Annotated in this window: 19 protein-coding genes; 10 read left to right on the forward strand and 9 right to left on the reverse strand. The window is 51.8% G+C overall.

Annotated elements, in window-relative coordinates; genetic code table 11:
- Positions 1-8 precede the first annotated feature (8 nt).
- Positions 9-1,055, forward strand: coding sequence for an ABC transporter permease (locus tag BSK21_RS15665; RefSeq protein WP_067546689.1), 1,047 nt, complete (start codon positions 9-11; stop codon positions 1,053-1,055).
- A 95-nt stretch (positions 1,056-1,150) separates the two neighbouring features.
- The gene (locus BSK21_RS15670; protein WP_067546686.1) at positions 1,151-2,098 is read left to right on the forward strand and encodes a D-ribose ABC transporter substrate-binding protein; all 948 of its coding nucleotides are present in this window, start codon (positions 1,151-1,153) and stop codon (positions 2,096-2,098) included.
- A 70-nt stretch (positions 2,099-2,168) separates the two neighbouring features.
- Here BSK21_RS15670 and cysN read toward each other — a convergent pair whose 3' ends face one another.
- Together cysN and cysD are read right to left on the reverse strand one after the other, a co-directional pair.
- Positions 2,169-4,073, reverse strand: a complete 1,905-nt coding sequence (gene cysN, locus BSK21_RS15675) for a sulfate adenylyltransferase subunit CysN (protein ID WP_067546683.1) — start codon at positions 4,071-4,073, stop codon at positions 2,169-2,171.
- 54 nt (positions 4,074-4,127) lie between these two features.
- Positions 4,128-5,033 carry a sulfate adenylyltransferase subunit CysD gene (gene cysD, locus BSK21_RS15680; RefSeq protein WP_067546680.1) on the reverse strand — a complete coding sequence of 302 codons (906 nt, stop codon included), beginning with the start codon at positions 5,031-5,033 and terminating at the stop codon, positions 4,128-4,130.
- 86 nt (positions 5,034-5,119) lie between these two features.
- On the opposite strand from cysD, the gene BSK21_RS15685 reads away from it, so the two are divergent.
- Positions 5,120-6,106 carry a hypothetical protein gene (locus BSK21_RS15685; protein ID WP_067546677.1) on the forward strand — a complete coding sequence of 329 codons (987 nt, stop codon included), beginning with the start codon at positions 5,120-5,122 and terminating at the stop codon, positions 6,104-6,106.
- On the opposite strand, the gene BSK21_RS15690 is transcribed toward BSK21_RS15685, so the two are convergent.
- The 4 genes from BSK21_RS15690 to BSK21_RS15705 all read right to left on the reverse strand — a co-directional run bounded on the left by BSK21_RS15690 (position 6,107) and on the right by BSK21_RS15705 (position 8,442).
- Complete coding sequence (locus BSK21_RS15690) at positions 6,107-6,910, reverse strand: AEC family transporter (protein ID WP_318254744.1); 804 nt, start codon at positions 6,908-6,910, stop codon at positions 6,107-6,109. It abuts the gene before it with no gap.
- A gap of 139 nt (positions 6,911-7,049) precedes the next feature.
- Positions 7,050-7,439 carry a carboxymuconolactone decarboxylase family protein gene (locus BSK21_RS15695; RefSeq protein ID WP_067546675.1) on the reverse strand — a complete coding sequence of 130 codons (390 nt, stop codon included), beginning with the start codon at positions 7,437-7,439 and terminating at the stop codon, positions 7,050-7,052.
- An 18-nt stretch (positions 7,440-7,457) separates the two neighbouring features.
- On the reverse strand, positions 7,458-7,751 hold the full coding sequence (locus BSK21_RS15700) for a DUF1330 domain-containing protein (RefSeq protein ID WP_067546671.1): 294 nt from the start codon (positions 7,749-7,751) through the stop codon (positions 7,458-7,460).
- Positions 7,744-8,442: a GntR family transcriptional regulator gene (locus BSK21_RS15705; RefSeq protein ID WP_067546668.1), complete on the reverse strand. Its 699-nt coding sequence runs from the start codon at positions 8,440-8,442 to the stop codon at positions 7,744-7,746. The genes BSK21_RS15700 and BSK21_RS15705 overlap by 8 nt, the downstream gene beginning before the upstream one ends.
- A 104-nt stretch (positions 8,443-8,546) precedes the next feature.
- Here BSK21_RS15705 and BSK21_RS15710 point away from each other — a divergent pair, with 104 nt between their 5' ends.
- From BSK21_RS15710 to BSK21_RS15730, 5 genes are read left to right on the forward strand one after another with little or no spacing between them, the layout of a single operon-like run.
- Positions 8,547-9,149: an amino acid synthesis family protein gene (locus tag BSK21_RS15710; protein WP_067546665.1), complete on the forward strand. Its 603-nt coding sequence runs from the start codon at positions 8,547-8,549 to the stop codon at positions 9,147-9,149.
- Positions 9,121-9,933 carry an alpha/beta fold hydrolase gene (locus BSK21_RS16085; RefSeq protein WP_067546662.1) on the forward strand — a complete coding sequence of 271 codons (813 nt, stop codon included), beginning with the start codon at positions 9,121-9,123 and terminating at the stop codon, positions 9,931-9,933. The genes BSK21_RS15710 and BSK21_RS16085 overlap by 29 nt, the downstream gene beginning before the upstream one ends.
- On the forward strand, positions 9,930-10,850 hold the full coding sequence (locus BSK21_RS16090) for a flavin reductase (protein ID WP_067546659.1): 921 nt from the start codon (positions 9,930-9,932) through the stop codon (positions 10,848-10,850). Before BSK21_RS16085 ends, BSK21_RS16090 begins: the two co-directional genes overlap by 4 nt.
- A 1-nt stretch (position 10,851) precedes the next feature.
- Positions 10,852-11,889, forward strand: a complete 1,038-nt coding sequence (locus tag BSK21_RS15725) for an LLM class flavin-dependent oxidoreductase (protein WP_067546657.1) — start codon at positions 10,852-10,854, stop codon at positions 11,887-11,889.
- 10 nt (positions 11,890-11,899) lie between these two features.
- Positions 11,900-13,366 carry an aldehyde dehydrogenase gene (locus BSK21_RS15730; protein WP_067546654.1) on the forward strand — a complete coding sequence of 489 codons (1,467 nt, stop codon included), beginning with the start codon at positions 11,900-11,902 and terminating at the stop codon, positions 13,364-13,366.
- Positions 13,367-13,405: 39 nt separating this feature from the next.
- On the opposite strand, the gene BSK21_RS15735 is transcribed toward BSK21_RS15730, so the two are convergent.
- The 3 genes from BSK21_RS15735 to BSK21_RS15740 are packed head-to-tail and all read right to left on the reverse strand — an operon-like array spanning position 13,406 to position 14,869.
- A complete protein-coding gene (locus BSK21_RS15735) occupies positions 13,406-13,747 on the reverse strand; it encodes a hypothetical protein (RefSeq protein ID WP_156894222.1) in 342 nt (113 codons plus the stop codon).
- Positions 13,656-14,540, reverse strand: coding sequence for a hypothetical protein (locus tag BSK21_RS15995; protein ID WP_156529516.1), 885 nt, complete (start codon positions 14,538-14,540; stop codon positions 13,656-13,658). Before BSK21_RS15995 ends, BSK21_RS15735 begins: the two co-directional genes overlap by 92 nt.
- On the reverse strand, positions 14,537-14,869 hold the full coding sequence (locus tag BSK21_RS15740; protein ID WP_067546648.1) for a hypothetical protein: 333 nt from the start codon (positions 14,867-14,869) through the stop codon (positions 14,537-14,539). The genes BSK21_RS15995 and BSK21_RS15740 overlap by 4 nt, the downstream gene beginning before the upstream one ends.
- 235 nt (positions 14,870-15,104) lie before the next feature.
- On the opposite strand from BSK21_RS15740, the gene BSK21_RS15745 reads away from it, so the two are divergent.
- Together BSK21_RS15745 and BSK21_RS15750 are read left to right on the forward strand one after the other, a co-directional pair.
- Positions 15,105-15,554: a hypothetical protein gene (locus BSK21_RS15745; protein ID WP_067546645.1), complete on the forward strand. Its 450-nt coding sequence runs from the start codon at positions 15,105-15,107 to the stop codon at positions 15,552-15,554.
- Entirely contained in the window at positions 15,544-16,095 is a 552-nt protein-coding gene (locus tag BSK21_RS15750; protein WP_067546642.1) for a hypothetical protein, read from the forward strand. The genes BSK21_RS15745 and BSK21_RS15750 overlap by 11 nt, the downstream gene beginning before the upstream one ends.
- The last annotated feature ends 170 nt before the right edge of the window (positions 16,096-16,265 follow it).

The raw sequence follows: 16,265 nt of genomic DNA on the forward strand, positions 1-16,265 counted from the left end.
TTCACACGATGTCGGATACGACAGCCTCCGCGAAAACCAAAGCTGCTAAAGCTAAGCGCGGATTCAATCTCGGTCATATTTTGCTCGAGGGTCGTGCATTCTTTGCGCTGATCGCGATCATTATCACCTTTTCTACCTTATCACCGAACTACGCATCGGTCGGTAACTTCCTGATTATGGCGAACCACGTCGCTATCTTTGGCCTTCTCGCGATTGGGATGCTGCTGGTTATTCTGAATGGCGGGATCGACTTGTCCGTTGGTTCAGTTCTTGGCCTTTCAGGAGTTTTCGCTGGTTACCTCATGCAAGGCGTGGAAATTCCATCACTGGGTATCATTCTGTTCCCGCCAGTTTGGGCAGTCGTTATTCTGACAATGGCGTTGGGAGCCTTTGTTGGACTGGTGAATGGCATTCTGATTGCTCGGTTCAAAGTACCGGCATTCGTTGCAACACTGGGATCGCTTTATGTGGCCCGTGGCGCAGCACTCCTAATGACCAACGGTTTGACCTATAATAATCTTTCCGGCGAAGATGGCCTTGGAAATACAGGCTTCGATTGGCTCGGCTTCAACCGCCTTTTCAACGTGCCTATCGGCGTAATCGTCCTGGCTATCGTCGCCATTGCTGCGGCACTTCTCTTGGCGCGCACCGCTTTTGGTCGCTGGCTCTATGCATCGGGTGGCAACGAACGTGCGGCGGAACTCTCGGGCGTTCCAGTCAAACGGGTCCAGGTCTCTGTTTACATGCTTTCAGGGATTTGTGCGGCCATCGCCGGCCTCGTTCTTAGCTCTCAGCTGACATCTGCTGGTCCGACTGCAGGTACCACCTACGAACTGACTGCAATTGCGGCGGTTGTGATTGGGGGCGCAGCGTTGACCGGTGGTCGCGGCAACATTCTTGGCACTATGCTCGGTGCTTTCGTAATCGGCTTCTTGTCGGATGGTCTCGTTATTATTGGCGTGTCCTCCTACTGGCAGACCGTGTTCACAGGCGCAGTGATTGTTCTCGCTGTTCTGTTGAACTCCATCCAATACGGCGGGGCAAAGCGTCGCTAACCCACCGTAAAATTTCGTCGGCGCGGGGACGAGGAGACCCCGCCCGCGGAGAAACGCCGGACCTCCGGCACCACCAACCCCAAAGGGAGACCAAAATGACAAAAATCACCAAACGCGCTTTGCTCGCTGCTGTTGCTACCCTGCCTCTGATGGCTGGTTCGGCTTGGGCTGAAGGCCTGATCTCGATCATCGTCAACGACCCAGCAAACCCTTACTGGTTCACCGAAGGTGAAGTTGCAAAAGCAACTGCAGAAGGCCTCGGCTACGAAGCAACCGTTGCGGCGCATAAAGGTGACACCAACACCGAAAGCACTCTGATCGACACCGCGATCACCAACCAAGCAGCTGCAATCATCCTTGACCCTGCAAACGCTGACGGTTCCATCGGCGCTGTTCGGAAAGCAATCGACGCTGGTATCCCGGTCTTCCTCGTCAACGCTGAAATCAACGAATCCGGCCTTGCAATCGCTCAGCTGGTTTCCAACAACGCACAGGGTGCGGCACTCGGCGCGATGCAATGGGTTGATCTGACTGGCGGCGAAGGCAACTACGTTGAGTTCTTCGGCCACCCGGCTGACAACAACGCAGCGACCCGTTCGAACGGTTACGAAACTGTAATTTCGCAGTATCCTGACATGGTAAAGCTGGCTGAAGAAGTTGCAAACTGGGACCGCACCATGGGCTACACCAAAATGCAGTCGCTCATCCAGGCAAATGACACGATCAATGCTGTTATCGCTGGTAACGACGAAATGGCTCTTGGTGCGATCGCTGCTCTGAAAGAAGCAGGTCGTATGGATGGCGTGGTTGTGGGTGGCTTCGACGGTTCGCCGGACGCAGCAGATGCAATCCGTTCGGGCGAGCTGGCATACTCGGTTCTTCAGCCAGTTGCTATCTTCTCCGCGGAAGCAGTGCGCCAAGCTGACCACTTCATCAAGACCGGCGAGCGTCTGGTTGCTGAAGAAAAACAGCTTTTCGACTGCCTCATGATCACTCCGGAGAATGTAGACAAATACTCCGCACCTTTCACTCTGTCGGAATAATCTCTCGTCCTCCCAAACAGAAAGGGCGGCTCGTTCGGGCCGCCCTTTTTTGTTAGTATTTGTGATCTGCTTACGGGATCAAACGCGCGATGATGAGATCAGCGGCCTCTTCGGGGGTCATCTGCGTTGTATCGATCCGCATTTCGGCATTTTCAGGTGCTTCATATGGGCTATCGATGCCCGTGAAGTTCTTCAGCTGGCCAGAACGAGCCTTGGCGTAGAGGCCTTTGACGTCGCGTGCTTCAGCCACTTCGAGCGGGGTATCAACGAACACTTCAACGAACTCGCCCGGCTGCATCATGCCACGCACCATGTCGCGCTCTGATCGGAACGGAGAGATAAATGCAGTGATGACGATCAGACCCGCGTCAGTCATGAGTTTGGCCACTTCACCCACGCGGCGGATGTTTTCGATACGGTCCGCTTCAGTAAAGCCGAGGTCTTTGTTCAGGCCGTGGCGTACGTTGTCACCATCCAAGAGGAACGTGTGACGGTTCATCCGTGCGAGTTTCTTTTCAACGATGTTTGCGATTGTCGATTTGCCCGACCCTGACAGACCCGTCAGCCAAAGGACGGCAGGTTTCTGGTGCTTCATTGAGGCGTGGTGATCACGACCAATGTCAGTTGCTTGCCAATGAATGTTCTGTGCACGACGCAGCGCAAAGTGGATCATGCCAGCCGCAACGGTATGATTTGTGATCTTGTCGATTAAAATGAACCCGCCGAGGTCGCGGTTATCTGCATATGCTGCAAATGGGATTTCTCGGTCAGTGGTGATGTTCGCCACACCAATCGCGTTTAGGTCCAGCGTTTTTGTCGCCAGATGCTCTTGGGTATTGATATTTACCTCGTATTTCGGCTGATGAATGGTCGCCGAAACGGTCTGAGTGCCTATCTTGAGCCAATAGGCACGACCCGGGACCATCTCTGTCTCGCCCATCCAAACGAGGGTGGATTCAAACTGGTCAGCGACTTCCAATGGCGCTTGCGCTGCCACGATCACCTGACCACGAGAACAGTCAATTTCATCGGCCAGCGTGATGGTCACGGATTCACCTGCAACTGCCAGATCACGATCACCCTCAAGGCTCACGACCCGCGAAACGGTGGATGTCTTGCCCGACGGCAAAACGCGCACCTGATCCCCAGGGCGGACGGTGCCGCTCGCGATCATGCCTGCAAACCCGCGGAAATCGAGGTTCGGGCGGTTTACCCACTGAACTGGAAGGCGGAAGGGTTGCTCTTGATCCGCGGTAACGTCCACCTCAACGGATTCAAGGAATGGCAGCAGGGCAGGGCCCGAATACCATGGGGTGAACTCGCTCGGCTCAGTAATGTTGTCGCCTTTGAAGCCAGAGATCGGAATGGCCGTAAAGTCTTCGATACCGATAGAACGTGCGAATTCGCCGTATTCCGCGACGATGTTGTCAAAGGTCGCTTTGTCGTAACCGATAAGATCCATCTTGTTCACGGCAAGAACGACGTGCCGAATGCCGATCAGGTTCACCAGATAGCTATGGCGACGAGTCTGGGTCAGAACGCCTTTGCGCGCGTCGATCAAAATAACGGCGAGGTCGGCTGTGGATGCGCCGGTGACCATGTTGCGTGTGTATTGTTCGTGCCCCGGGGTGTCGGCTACGATGAACTTGCGCTTTTCAGTAGCAAAAAAACGATAGGCAACGTCGATTGTGATGCCTTGTTCGCGCTCCGCTGCGAGGCCGTCGACGAGGAGGGCAAAGTCAATCTCGCCGCCTTGGGTGCCCACGCGTTTGCTGTCTGCTTCAAGCGTTGCAAGCTGATCTTCAAAGATCATCTTGCTGTCATAGAGCAGGCGTCCAATCAGCGTGGATTTACCATCGTCAACAGAGCCACAGGTGATGAAACGCAGCATGGTTTTGTGCTGGTGCGCCTCAAGATAGGCATCAATGTTTTCGGCAATAAGCGCGTCTGTTTTATAAATAGGTTCGGTCGTCATAGCGGGTCACCTTTGGGGTGTGAAATGTGTTGAAACGGACTGACGGGCAGGGGCTTAGAAGTAGCCTTCCTGCTTTTTCTTCTCCATCGAAGCAGCTTGATCGTGGTCGATCGCGCGGCCCTGACGTTCGGATGTCGTCGTCAGAAGCATTTCTTGAATAACTTCGGATAGGGTGGTTGCGGTGCTCTCAACTGCGCCAGTCAGTGGATAACAACCCAGTGTACGGAACCTTACGGATTTCATCACAGGGGTCTCGCCATCACGCAGCGGGAAGCGATCATCGTCCACCATGATGGTTAGGCCATCGCGTTCGACGGTCGGGCGCGGTGCCGAGAAGTAGAGCGGAACAATCTCGATCCCCTCAAGGTGGATGTATTGCCAGATGTCCAACTCGGTCCAGTTAGAAATCGGAAACACGCGGACGCTTTCGCCTTTGGCTTTGCGCGCATTGTAGAGGCGCCAAAGTTCCGGACGTTGGCTTTTCGGGTCCCAACGGTGGTTGGCCGAGCGGAAAGAGAATACACGCTCTTTGGCGCGGGATTTCTCTTCGTCACGGCGTGCGCCACCAAAAGCAACGTCGAAACCGTATTTATCCAAGGCCTGTTTAAGACCCTCGGTCTTCCACATATCGGTATGAAGTCCGCCGTGGTCGAACGGGTTGATGCCACGCTCAGCCGCTTCGGGATTTTGGTAAACCAGCAGCTCCATGCCTGCGTCTTTCGCGGCTTTGTCGCGCAGCGCGTACATGTCACGGAATTTCCAAGTGGTATCTACGTGCAAAAGCGGGAACGGCGGCGGGGCAGGGTAAAATGCCTTCTTAGCCAAATGCAGCATGACGGCAGAGTCTTTGCCGACAGAATAGAGCATTACGGGGTTTTCAGCTTCCGCGACAACTTCGCGAAGGATGTGAATGCTTTCAGCTTCAAGGCGCTGTAGGTGGGTCAAAGTCTTTTGGGTCATACTCGAATCGCTTTGGTGCAAGTTTTGATCAGCGATAAACGTAAGATTGTACTGGCGTACCTCCCAAATGGGGGGTAACTAATGTTATGGCCCGTTTTGATGACCAGACAGAGCTGACTAAATCGCTCTTTGCCGACGCAGCGGCAAAGGGTGAGCAACCTTGGGCGATGTTCCTGGATCAGTTTTGCACCATCACACAGGCGGATGGTGCGGGGCTTTGTATTGATAGAGAAAGCGGAGAGCTTTGGACGCGTGGTGATTGTCCTGTTATTGATGCACCCCTTCGCGGACGGCTTCGGATTGACCGTGTCTATGCCCAAGATGGTCTACCTCTGACCGACTGGACCAAGGGTTTCCTGCGGGTGGTAAAGGCTCGGATTGATGCGGCGTCGCATGTGACGGTCTGGCTTCATCGTGGGGCGCATCGCAAAGATTTTCGCAGCGCAGATGGTCAGCTTCTCTCCGCCCTCACTCCATTCTTGGGACAGGCAGCGCAAATGTCGATGATGCTAGGCGACGAACGCGCGGAAGCTGGGCTATCTGACACGATTGCAGGGCGGCTCGGTGCGGGTTGGATCGTATTTGATCGGTCGGGTGTTGTGCAGTCGCTATCCGTAGCGGCGCAGGATTGGAGTGACCGAGAAGGACTTCGAATTATGGACCGGCGGCGTTTAGAACTTCGCGATGCCGACGCGGCTCAGGGGTTTCGTTCTGGATTTGCGACGGCGTTGGTCAGTGATGAGCCTGTTAAGGTACAGTTGCCCAATGCTGAACTGGTGCTTTCGCGTCAGGATCAATCCGACGGACCTAAGGTGGTTGGGTTTCTTCGCAATGTATTAACCGCCAGCGCATTGTCGAATGATAGAATTGCAGGGCACTTCGGATTGAGCCGCAGCGAAGCGCGATTGTTGGCGCAACTCTGTGATGGTCATACCCTGCGCAGCGCGGCTGAGGTGTTAGGCTGGACCGAAGAAACAGCCCGCAGCACGTCAAAAGTGATCTTTGCGCGTCTTGGCGTGTCAGGGCAGCCTGCGATGATCAGGCGGATAATGGGGAGTGGTGTTTGGTTCTGATTAGGACGCGCCATAAAGGTGAAGCACCACTGGGATCGTGATCAACGCGCCAACCGTCTGCAACGTCACAATTCCCGCCATGAATGTTCCATCCCCTCCCATTTGGCGCGTCAAAACATACGATGAAGGCGCGGTTGGGACTGTGAAGAACACCAGTAGAACGAGGGTCTCAGCGCTCGATAAGTTAAAGATGTAGGCGACACCTATGGCTAGACAGGGCATGAGAACAAGACGCGCCAGAGCGTTGCCTATGAGCGGGAGAATATCTTGACCGAGGGCTGAGGGACGGAGCGCTGCCCCGACGCACAGTAGACCGAGGGGAAGGCTTCCTTGGGCGAGCAATTTTAGCACTTGTTCCGACCCGAAGGGCAGCCCAATGTTCGTGATCGCCAAGAGGGCGCCAGTGATGCAGGCCAAAACCAATGGGTTCATGCCAACCTTCTTGACCAACATTATAGGCGACCGCCAGACCACCCCGTCGCTTAGCGCAATGATAGCGAGAATATTGACCGAAGGGACCGAAATCGCGAGGTATACGGCCGCTCGTTCGAGGCTCTGAATCCCAGCCACCATCGCAAGAATGGACAGGGCAAGGTAGGTGTTGAACCGCAGTACACCTTGGAGCGCGGGGCCAAATCGTGCGGTCGGTGTTGGCCGGAGCGCACCTAATATAAAGAGAACTGCAGCCCCAATCATGATTGTCGTGACAGCTGATGCACCGAGCCGCAATATCTGCGGGTCGCGGATCGGCGCATTGGCGAGGTTCGACACCAATAGCGCAGGGAACAGAATGTAGTAATTCAAACGCTCCGCCGATGGCCAAAATGCCTCAGACGGGAAGCCTTTGCGGGCCAGAACAAAGCCTCAGCAAATCAAGGCAAAGATCGTCCAGATCGCCGTCAGCATATTTGTCGTTCCTAACCCTAAGCCGCGAAATCAGGCTCTATTCCGCCTTAAGGCTGTCAAAAACCTTTCGTGCGGCACGAAAGCATTCAAGCCCCTGAGGTACACCGCAATAGATAGCAATCACATGAATAATCGCGCGAATTTCCTCTTTGGTGACGCCATTATTGATAGCGCCCCGACAGTGCAATTCCCATTCGTGCATTTTGCCCAACGCGCCGATCATAGACAGGTTCATCATCGAGCGCGTTTTCGCATCGATGACATCGTCGCCCCAGCCAAAGCCCCAGCACCACGCGGTCATGGCTTCCTGGAATGGGCGGGTGAAATCATCTGCGGCTGCGAGGTTCTTCTCGACATATTCTGCGCCAAGAGTTGCCTTGCGCTGCTCTAGCCCTTTCAGGAACAGGTCTTCATCGAATGCTGTCATGGTGGTGTCCTTTGCGGATTAGCTGGGCATGCCTTCGACGATCACGATGGATGCGGTGGCGGCTGCATCGCGATGGCCGCGCGCCTCTTGGTATTCAGCGGAATGATAACAAGCCGTCGCGAGTTCCATGTTGTCGAACTCGATCACGACATGGCGCTGCCATTCATCCCCCTCGACAGTACTTGAGGGGCCGCCACGGACAATAAAACGACCGCCGTATTTGTTGAAGGCAGCGGGCGCGATGGCCTGATACCCTTTATACGCATCAGGATCAGTGACGGTGACGAGGGCAATCCAGTAAGCCTTAGGCATTGTCTGTTCCTGTTTCAGCTTTGAGGTAGCGTTGTGCAGTTTGCGACGCGTCATCGATATGATTGTGTACGGCAGATCGCGCGGCCTCGGGGTCGCGGCTTAGGATTGCTTCATAAATTGCGGTCATGCGAGAGAGGCCCGAGACAGGCCGATCTGTAGTAGAAAGCGTGAGGGCACGTAGACGGCTGATCCGTCCGTTGAGCCGCTGAACAATGTCCCACGCAACACTGTGTCCGGCGGCATCAAAAATGATCTCATAAAACTGTGTGGTCGTCCGACGCAGTTCCGGCCATTCACCAGTATGTGTGGTTTCACCAATGCGTTTCAGCGCATCGCCTAATGACTTGGCGCAGTCGGTATCGTGCCTCTCAGCGCAGGCCGCGGCGGCTGATCCTTCGAGTTGGCGACGAATGTCGTAGATCTGCCTTGCCTGATCCCAGTCGAGTGAAGCAACCGTTGGTCCGCGATTAGGCACCAATTCTACCAAACCTTCGGCCTCAAGGAACCGGATCGTTTCGCGGATGACGGTTCTACTTACGCCGAGTTGTTCACATAAAGGACGTTCCACCAACCGTTCGCCTGGTGCGAAATGTCCTGAAATTATTGCCTCTCTCATCCGCTCCTGCACGATATCACGCAGGGTTTGCGGCGCTTTGGCGACTTTCAGAAGTGCGGTTTTGGGTTCGGTCATAAGGGAGAGGTTAGCAATCGCGAAAGGTTCTCACAAGATATGATTGACATATTGTATTATGGTATACCATATATTTACCAACACAGCCAAAAAAGGAATCCGCCATGCCAGCTGAAGTCAGAAAGACGCTTCTCTATGTCGAAAATACGCTGATCGAAGGCGGCAAGGCAGCAGAGCAGCCTTTGACCCTGATCGCGGCAATGGCTGTCATACGGAACCCATGGGCAGGGCAGGGATTTGTTGAGGATTTATCCCCAGCGATCCGCGATTGCGCGCCCGGCTTGGGTGAAATGCTGACAAAGATGATTATTGAGGCCGCTGGGGGCGGTGAGCGTGTCGAAGGATACGGTAAATCCGCCATTGTTGGTCTGAATGGTGAAGTCGAACACGCTTCGGCACTGATCCATACCCTGCATTTCGGGAACCATTACCGTAACGCGGTTGGTGCTAAATCCTATCTCTCTTTCTGCAATACACGGGGGCCGGCGAATGCGCCGCTGTTGATCCCGCTTATGGATAAAAATGACGGTGGGCGTCGGTCACACTACCTAACGATCCAAACCTCTGTCTGCGATGCACCTGCGGCGGATGAGATTTTGATCGCACTGGGTGCATCCATCGGTGGTCGTCCACACCATCGCATCGGTGATCGGTATCAAGACCTCAAGGAGTTGGGCCATGACGTCGAAAACCCTGCGGCTGTCTAAGTCAGGCCGAACGGTTGCGCTGCGTGACCATGGCGCGGGCGATCCTGTGGTTCTAGTCCACGGCGTTGGAATGCAATCTGCCGCTTGGGGGCCACAGATCGATGCGCTAGCGAAAGACTATCGCGTTATTGCGGTTGATATGCCTGGTCATGGCGGTAGCGACTCTTTGCCGGAAGGCAGTTCGTTGACTGATTATGTGGCGTGGTGCAGCCAAGTGATTGAGGAGCTAGGGCTTGGTCCTGTCGCGCTGGTGGGGCATTCTATGGGGGCGCTGATTGCTGCTGGGTTTGCGGTTGAGCATCCTTCAAGGGTGACCCGCGTTGCCCTTCTAAACGGGGTCTTCAAGCGTAATTCCACCGCGCGCAATGCAGTCATCGCGCGCGCATCAACCCTTCGAGATGGCGAAGTAGACCTGAAAACACCATTAGATCGTTGGTTTGGTGACAGTGCAGTTGATCAGGCTGCACGAAATCAAGTCGCAGGATGGCTGTCTGATGTTAATCTAGATGGATATGCAACTGCATATACAGCTTTCGCTCACGGTGATGCCACCTACGCGGATCGGATTTCCGAAATCGAATGCCCGTTCCTCGCCCTAACAGCCGATGGCGACCAAAATTCGACCCCTGAGATGTCTCGTGCGATGGCAGCGCTGGCTAAAAACGGTCGGGCAGTAATCATTCGTGGGCATCGTCACATGGTAAACTTAACGGCGGCCGACGAGGTGAACACTCACTTGCTGGATTGGCTCCATGCCCCTGTAAGCCAAAAGGAACTGCAATGACCGACATTGATCCTCGTGCCCTGCGCAATGCCTTTGGCACCTTTATGACAGGCGTGACCGTAGTGACTGCGAAGGACGGAAACGGGACGCCATTGGGCTTTACCGCGAACTCTTTCACCTCTGTATCGCTCGACCCACCACTGGTGTTGGTCTGCCTCGCGAATTCATCAAAGAACTATGACACGTTTATCGGCGCAAATGGCTTTGCTGTGAACATCCTTGCGGACACGCAAATCGCCCTGTCGAACACGTTTGCCAGCCGCGTCGAGGATCGTTTTGCCGATGTGGATTGGAGAGATGGCCCAAACGGCAGTCCTATTTTGGCTGATGTAAGTGCGTGGTTCGATTGCGCGATGTTTAAGACCGTCGAGGCAGGCGACCACGTTATTCTTATTGGCGAGGTAAGAGCCTTTGATGCCAATACCGCTCCAGGCCTTGGGTATGCACGGGGCGCCTATGTCACGCCGTCTACTGCCGCTGATGCGCTAGAACACAGCGGTAATCTGATCGTTTCTGCGCTCATTGAACGCGATGGTGAGGTGCTCTTGATCAATGATGAGTCAGGTGGGTTAACCCTGCCTGAAAAAGCAGCCAAAGATAACGGCGCCTCGGCAACGTTACGTGGTTTGTTTGACGCCGTCGGTGTCGAAGCACAACCATCATTCCTTTATTCTGTGTTCGATGACAGCGATCGCAAACGCCAACATATCTGTTTCCTCTGTCAAACGGATGCACACACCCCTCAACAGGGTGAGTTCGTCCCATTGACCGAGGAGACATTAGCCAAGGTTGGCGACCCTGCTATCGTCACGATGCTCCGCCGTTTCGCGGCCGAAGCACAACTGGGCACCTACGGTATTTATTACGGCGACACCAAGAGCGGCGAGGTCCGCCCTATTTCCCACGGGAGACAATAAAATGCGTTTTTCGTTATTCGTTCATATGGAGCGCGTCTCGTCTGATCAGGATCAGAGAGAGCTATATGATCAGTTTGTTGAGCTGGCGAAAATGGCTGACGAAGGTGGGATGCATGCCGTCTGGACGGGTGAACACCACGGAATGGATTTCACCATTTCACCGAACCCTTTTCTTAACCTGATCGACCTTGCGCGGCAGACCAAGAATGTGCGGCTCGGCACGGGCACTGTGATCGCACCGTTTTGGCATCCTATCCGCCTCGCTGGTGAAGCTGCGATGACGGACATGATTGTCGATGGACGGCTCGACCTTGGAATTGCACGCGGAGCTTACAGCTACGAATACGAACGCATGATGCCCGGCATGGATGCGTGGGAAGCGGGCTTGCGGATGCGTGAACTGGTGCCCGCGATTAAGGGCCTATGGAAAGGGGATTATGCGCAAGAAGGGCAATTCCATTCATTCCCTGCCACGACATCGTCGCCCAAACCCGTTCAAAAAGACGGCCCGCCGATCTGGATCGCAGCTCGCGACCCGAACAGTCATGAATTTGCGGTATCGAATGGCTGCCACGTTCAGGTTACACCGCTCTGGCAGGGTGAGGCAGAGATCATCAAACTGATGGATACCTTCAACGCGGCGTGCGCGAAGTTTCCGGATGTTCCTCGACCAGAAATTATGTTGTTGAACCACACATACATTGCATCTGATGCCGCAGACGCACAGCAGGCGGCAGAAGAAATCAATAGGTTCTACTGCTATTTCGGGGCATGGTTCAAAAACGAACGACCTGTGTCTCAGGGCCTGATTGAGACCCTGTCGGATGAGGATATCGCGGCCCACCCCTTCTACACTCCCGAGGCCATGCTGCGTGACAACGTTATAGCGACGGCCGAAGACGCTATCTCACGGATCAAAGGATATGAGAAAATGGGCTATGATGAATACTCGCTCTGGATTGACAGCGGAATGAGTTTTGATCGGAAAAAGGCGTCACTCGAACGGTTCATTCAGGACGTGATGCCAGCATTTTCCTAAAGGACGACACATGCAGCAGTTTCAGCAATATATCGGCGGTACGTTTGACGATGGCTCTGCTCGGTTCGAAAGCCGCGATCCAGCGACCAACTCGGTTTGGGCTACAATGCCCGAAGCGCGCGCCGAGGACGTGAACCGTGCTGTCGAGGCTGCACATGATGCGTTCCATTCGCCTGAATGGTCACTGATGACCGCAACGGCGCGAGGTAAACTTCTGTATCGACTGGCAGATTTGATTGCAGAAAATGCGCCTAAACTTGCTGAACTAGAGACCAAAGACACAGGTAAGATCATTCGCGAAACATCGGCGCAGATTGCCTATGTCGCTGATTATTATCGCTATTATGCAGGCCTCGCTGATAAAATCGAAGGCGCGCACCTGCCTATCGACAAACCTGATATGGAGGTGTGGCTACGCCGCGAACCAATAGGTGTCGTCGCCGCAATCGTGCCCTGGAATTCGCAACTCTTCCTGTCGGCGGTTAAGGTCGGCCCCGCATTGGCGGCAGGCTGCACTGTGGTACTCAAAGCGTCCGAGGAAGGTCCTGCACCCTTGTTGGAGTTTGCTCGTATCTTCGATCAGGCAGGGTTTCCCAAGGGAGTTCTGAACGTCATCACTGGCTTTGGTGCTGAATGTGGTGCAGTGCTGACGTCGCACCCTAAGGTAGCGCACGTTGCGTTTACAGGCGGTCCATCTACGGCCCGCCAAATCGTGCGGAATTCGGCTGAAAATCTAGCTTCGACCTCTCTCGAACTCGGTGGGAAATCACCGTTCATCGTGTTTGACGATGCGGACATTGAAAGCGCGGTGAATGCGCAAGTGTCAGGTATTTTCGCAGCCACGGGACAGAGCTGCGTCGCTGGCTCTAGATTGGTCGTGCATAACGCAATCAAGGATACCTTCCTCGCGCGTCTCACACAAAAGGCCGAAGCCGTTGTGATTGGTGCACCTGACCTTATGGAAACCGAGGTAGGCCCGCTCTGTTCCAAACGCCAAATTGAAACTGCTGTCGATCTGATCCGCCAATCTGTAGAGTGTGGAGCAAAGGTGTTGACGGGCGGTGCGCCACTCGATCGTGAAGGCAACTATTTCCCGCCAACAATCATCGACTGTTCGGACGCCCAAGACGCACCTTGCCTCAGCAATGAATTTTTTGGTCCTGTCCTGTCCGTTATCGGGTTCGATACAGAGGCCGAGGCTCTCGCAAAAGCGAATGACACCAAATTCGGCCTTGGGGCAGGGGTCTTTACCCAAAACCTTACCCGCGCCCACCGCATGATACGTGGCATTCGGTCTGGGATTGTCTGGGTCAACACCTACCGCGCTGTCAGCCCCATGACCCCATTCGGAGGGCACGGGCTTAGCGGACATGGTCGCGAAGGCGGGATTGAAGCGGCGCTGGACTATACCACAACCAAGGCTGTCTGGCTGCGCACCAGCGACGATCCGGTTCCCGATCCGTTCGTGATGCGGTGATGCTTCATACTCTTTATAGTAAAGCCAAATTCATCACTATTAATTTTGATTTCTAATGAAGTTCTCTAGTTTATCAGAAAACTGTTTTAGCGCGATGCCTAGGTAGTACATGGATTTTTTTATTCTTTGATTGTCCTTCTCATTTTCGACGAGCAGATTTTGATGAGCTTTAAGAAGTTCAATAATCTTTTCTTGTGTGTCGATTTCCGCAGCTTCGAGGCGTAATAGATTATTAAGAACACTCGTGATCGGATGATCTGTTTGATCTTTAGAGCTGAGGGCGTTTAACTCACAAATTTGTTCGTGAATTTGTGCCAGAGTTTTGATTGTGATGCGCTGAAAATCTAAATTGCGCTGTTCCATTTTTTTTGATGTAGTCATTTTGTATCTCCAAGTTTTTAATAAATTTAAATATGTTTACGATTGTTTGCCCTTCATATTGTAATAGTAATACGTTGGGGGTGGATAATTGTTTAAATGATATACCGCTCATCTTTGAAATTTTGAGAAGCGTTTGTTGTAATTCATCTGCATCTGGCGCCCTCGAAATCTGATAATAGATATTTGGCAGATCAACACCCAAGCGCTCTGCAGTGCGTAGTTGCTTACTGCTAAAGGCCGCTCGGGCTGGCGGTCCTTTAGTGAGGTCGACAAGTGACCCCGCTTCCGAGTGAAACCCCTCACTTTGTAACTGACGGACAACTGCCTTGTTGTGCCGTCCTTTTATAACCGGATGTCCAAATTTTAGTTCGCAGAGGCGAGCAATCTTCTCATTTTTTAAAAAGGACATCCTGTGATCAAGCTGATGACCGGAAAGTGTAGTTTCATTGAGAATGATGTGAAAGTGAGCTGCTTCATGTTCTTTATCATGGCGGCTCTTTTCGTGTTTGATGAGTAAATAATTATCAGCTCTCCTATGTTTTGGGTCTAGCTCTCTAAAAATTAGGGTGAGGGCAAAATGTAATTGCTCTGAACTTAAATCAAACTCAGGGCTGATAATGACATGCCTATTGCCATATTTCCTGTTGTTCATCCGCGCTATGATATCGCCTGATAATGGTAGGTTTGGGTGCCCATGCAGGATTTCGACGTGCTCGTTACCGTGCTGACTTGTAATATGAGCGAGAAGGTTCCCGGCGCCTCCCACACGTACGCGCGTTTGTTTAAGGATCACAGCCGTACCGCCTTCGCTATATAGTCGCGTATAGTTTCTATATTATGCTGCACGCGTTCGAAGTCTTTCAGCGACAGGTGCTGTGACGCGGGATCCGAAAGATATAGCGCGGCGACCTGCTGCATGCTGAAACTTAGCTTACCCAGTTCCGTCAAGATCGCTCCGAGCACTTTGCGATCCGGAAATTTCCGCGCAGCATCTCTGCCGAGCATTGTAATGCGTGCGTAATCAGTAAATGACAGTTGATGCGCTTCCTTCCGTTTCCAAACCTCCTGATACTCTTCGATCGTAAATCGAATTTTAATGTCTCTTGTTTCTTGTTTCTTCATATCTTTCCTTTGTTTTTAAAAAAGTCGTGCCTTGAATGGCTTGCTGAAATGTGACTTTTGATCGTAAATTGATATTGTTAGTATAAAACATAAAAATTAATTTCGAGTTAATTGTTTGAAATATTAAAAAAATATTAAAAATTTAATTTATTTTCCTTGAATATTTAAATTAATTATTGACTATTATTTATTTTATGTTATTTATTATTTATTAACTTTAAAAGGAAAATTTTTAATGAAAAAAAATACATTACTAAAATTTATTAAGTTTTTGGTTGACAATAAATTTGATAAAAAAACAACAAACCGTATACTCAAAAAGTTTATCTCTGGCGAAGATAAATTCATAGATGAAATTGAGAATCTCTTGAGGATTGACGAAGCGCGAAAAATTCAAGTCGATCCGCGACAAACCAGTTTTATGTCTATATTGGAGGGTGAAGATTCAAAAATTGATACACGCTCTACTGATGAGTTGCCAAAGAGCATACTTCCAAATTTTAAGAAGGTAATGAATCTTCTCGTAGCCTCTGTTATCAGTTTTAGTAAAGAAGACTTAAAGGCATTGGGAATTTTTCGAGAGCATTTGAAATTAATCCTTAAGGTGATGGATAATGAACACACGGAAGAAGAAATTCAAGAATTTAAAAACCAAATAAAAAAGGATTTAAACAATGAAGAATAAAAAAATGAAACTAAGTGAAGCAATCAACGACGCTGATTACGTTGATTACGGTTTTTGGTTGCTCTTCGAGCGCTTCCAGGTGGATGCGCTTCAGCCAGAGTTTTTTGATGTAAATCCAGACGGGGTCAAAACAGGACCCTGGTGTTTTTATGCGATCTGCCCCAAGGACTTAGGTTGGACAGACAACGTAATCTATGATCCAGATCCTAAAGAAACAGACTTTGATCGTGATTTTATCACTTATAGCCAGTGCGAAGCTTTTTCGGCGGTGATGACATCTATTTTTGCTGCTGATTTAAGGCAAGACGAAGTCAGGCTAGGAGAAGACTACGACGGTCCGGCAAGTGACGAGCAGGTGGCTCTCGATCAAATTAGAAATCGACTGGATGTTGTCGCTGCTGATTTGCTCAAGTTTGGACCGTACGATGGTGCTATTCGCAAAACCCTGGAAATTAGACTAGAGTTTATCAAGTTACTCTTAACCAACAGGCATGACGTCTTACCTTCATTGGGATTAGACACAGGTCCTGAACCTGAGTAGGGTAGGGGGGGGTAGCATCCCCCAATCTTACCGTTAAGTCATTGACATTTCGGTGTTTAATTGATAAAGAGAAGTTTATGAAGATTTTCTTTCTCATATGATGCCAAGCTTTGCCGCCCTTGATAAGGGCGGCCTCCTTGCGTTGTTCATAGAGAAGAAAAGTCAATGTT

This window comes from Marivivens sp. JLT3646 (genome assembly GCF_001908835.1).
GTDB lineage: Bacteria > Pseudomonadota > Alphaproteobacteria > Rhodobacterales > Rhodobacteraceae > Marivivens > Marivivens geojensis.

Coding starts and splice junctions, on each gene's coding strand:
- BSK21_RS15665 (WP_067546689.1), top strand. CDS start 9: ATGTCGGATACGACAGCCTCCGCGAAAACCAAAGCTGCTAAAGCTAAG.
- BSK21_RS15670 (WP_067546686.1), top strand. CDS start 1,151: ATGACAAAAATCACCAAACGCGCTTTGCTCGCTGCTGTTGCTACCCTG.
- cysN (WP_067546683.1), bottom strand. CDS start 4,073: ATGACGACCGAACCTATTTATAAAACAGACGCGCTTATTGCCGAAAAC.
- cysD (WP_067546680.1), bottom strand. CDS start 5,033: ATGACCCAAAAGACTTTGACCCACCTACAGCGCCTTGAAGCTGAAAGC.
- BSK21_RS15685 (WP_067546677.1), top strand. CDS start 5,120: ATGGCCCGTTTTGATGACCAGACAGAGCTGACTAAATCGCTCTTTGCC.
- BSK21_RS15695 (WP_067546675.1), bottom strand. CDS start 7,439: ATGACAGCATTCGATGAAGACCTGTTCCTGAAAGGGCTAGAGCAGCGC.
- BSK21_RS15700 (WP_067546671.1), bottom strand. CDS start 7,751: ATGCCTAAGGCTTACTGGATTGCCCTCGTCACCGTCACTGATCCTGAT.
- BSK21_RS15705 (WP_067546668.1), bottom strand. CDS start 8,442: ATGACCGAACCCAAAACCGCACTTCTGAAAGTCGCCAAAGCGCCGCAA.
- BSK21_RS15710 (WP_067546665.1), top strand. CDS start 8,547: ATGCCAGCTGAAGTCAGAAAGACGCTTCTCTATGTCGAAAATACGCTG.
- BSK21_RS16085 (WP_067546662.1), top strand. CDS start 9,121: ATGACGTCGAAAACCCTGCGGCTGTCTAAGTCAGGCCGAACGGTTGCG.
- BSK21_RS16090 (WP_067546659.1), top strand. CDS start 9,930: ATGACCGACATTGATCCTCGTGCCCTGCGCAATGCCTTTGGCACCTTT.
- BSK21_RS15725 (WP_067546657.1), top strand. CDS start 10,852: ATGCGTTTTTCGTTATTCGTTCATATGGAGCGCGTCTCGTCTGATCAG.
- BSK21_RS15730 (WP_067546654.1), top strand. CDS start 11,900: ATGCAGCAGTTTCAGCAATATATCGGCGGTACGTTTGACGATGGCTCT.
- BSK21_RS15735 (WP_156894222.1), bottom strand. CDS start 13,747: ATGACTACATCAAAAAAAATGGAACAGCGCAATTTAGATTTTCAGCGC.
- BSK21_RS15740 (WP_067546648.1), bottom strand. CDS start 14,869: ATGAAGAAACAAGAAACAAGAGACATTAAAATTCGATTTACGATCGAA.
- BSK21_RS15745 (WP_067546645.1), top strand. CDS start 15,105: ATGAAAAAAAATACATTACTAAAATTTATTAAGTTTTTGGTTGACAAT.
- BSK21_RS15750 (WP_067546642.1), top strand. CDS start 15,544: ATGAAGAATAAAAAAATGAAACTAAGTGAAGCAATCAACGACGCTGAT.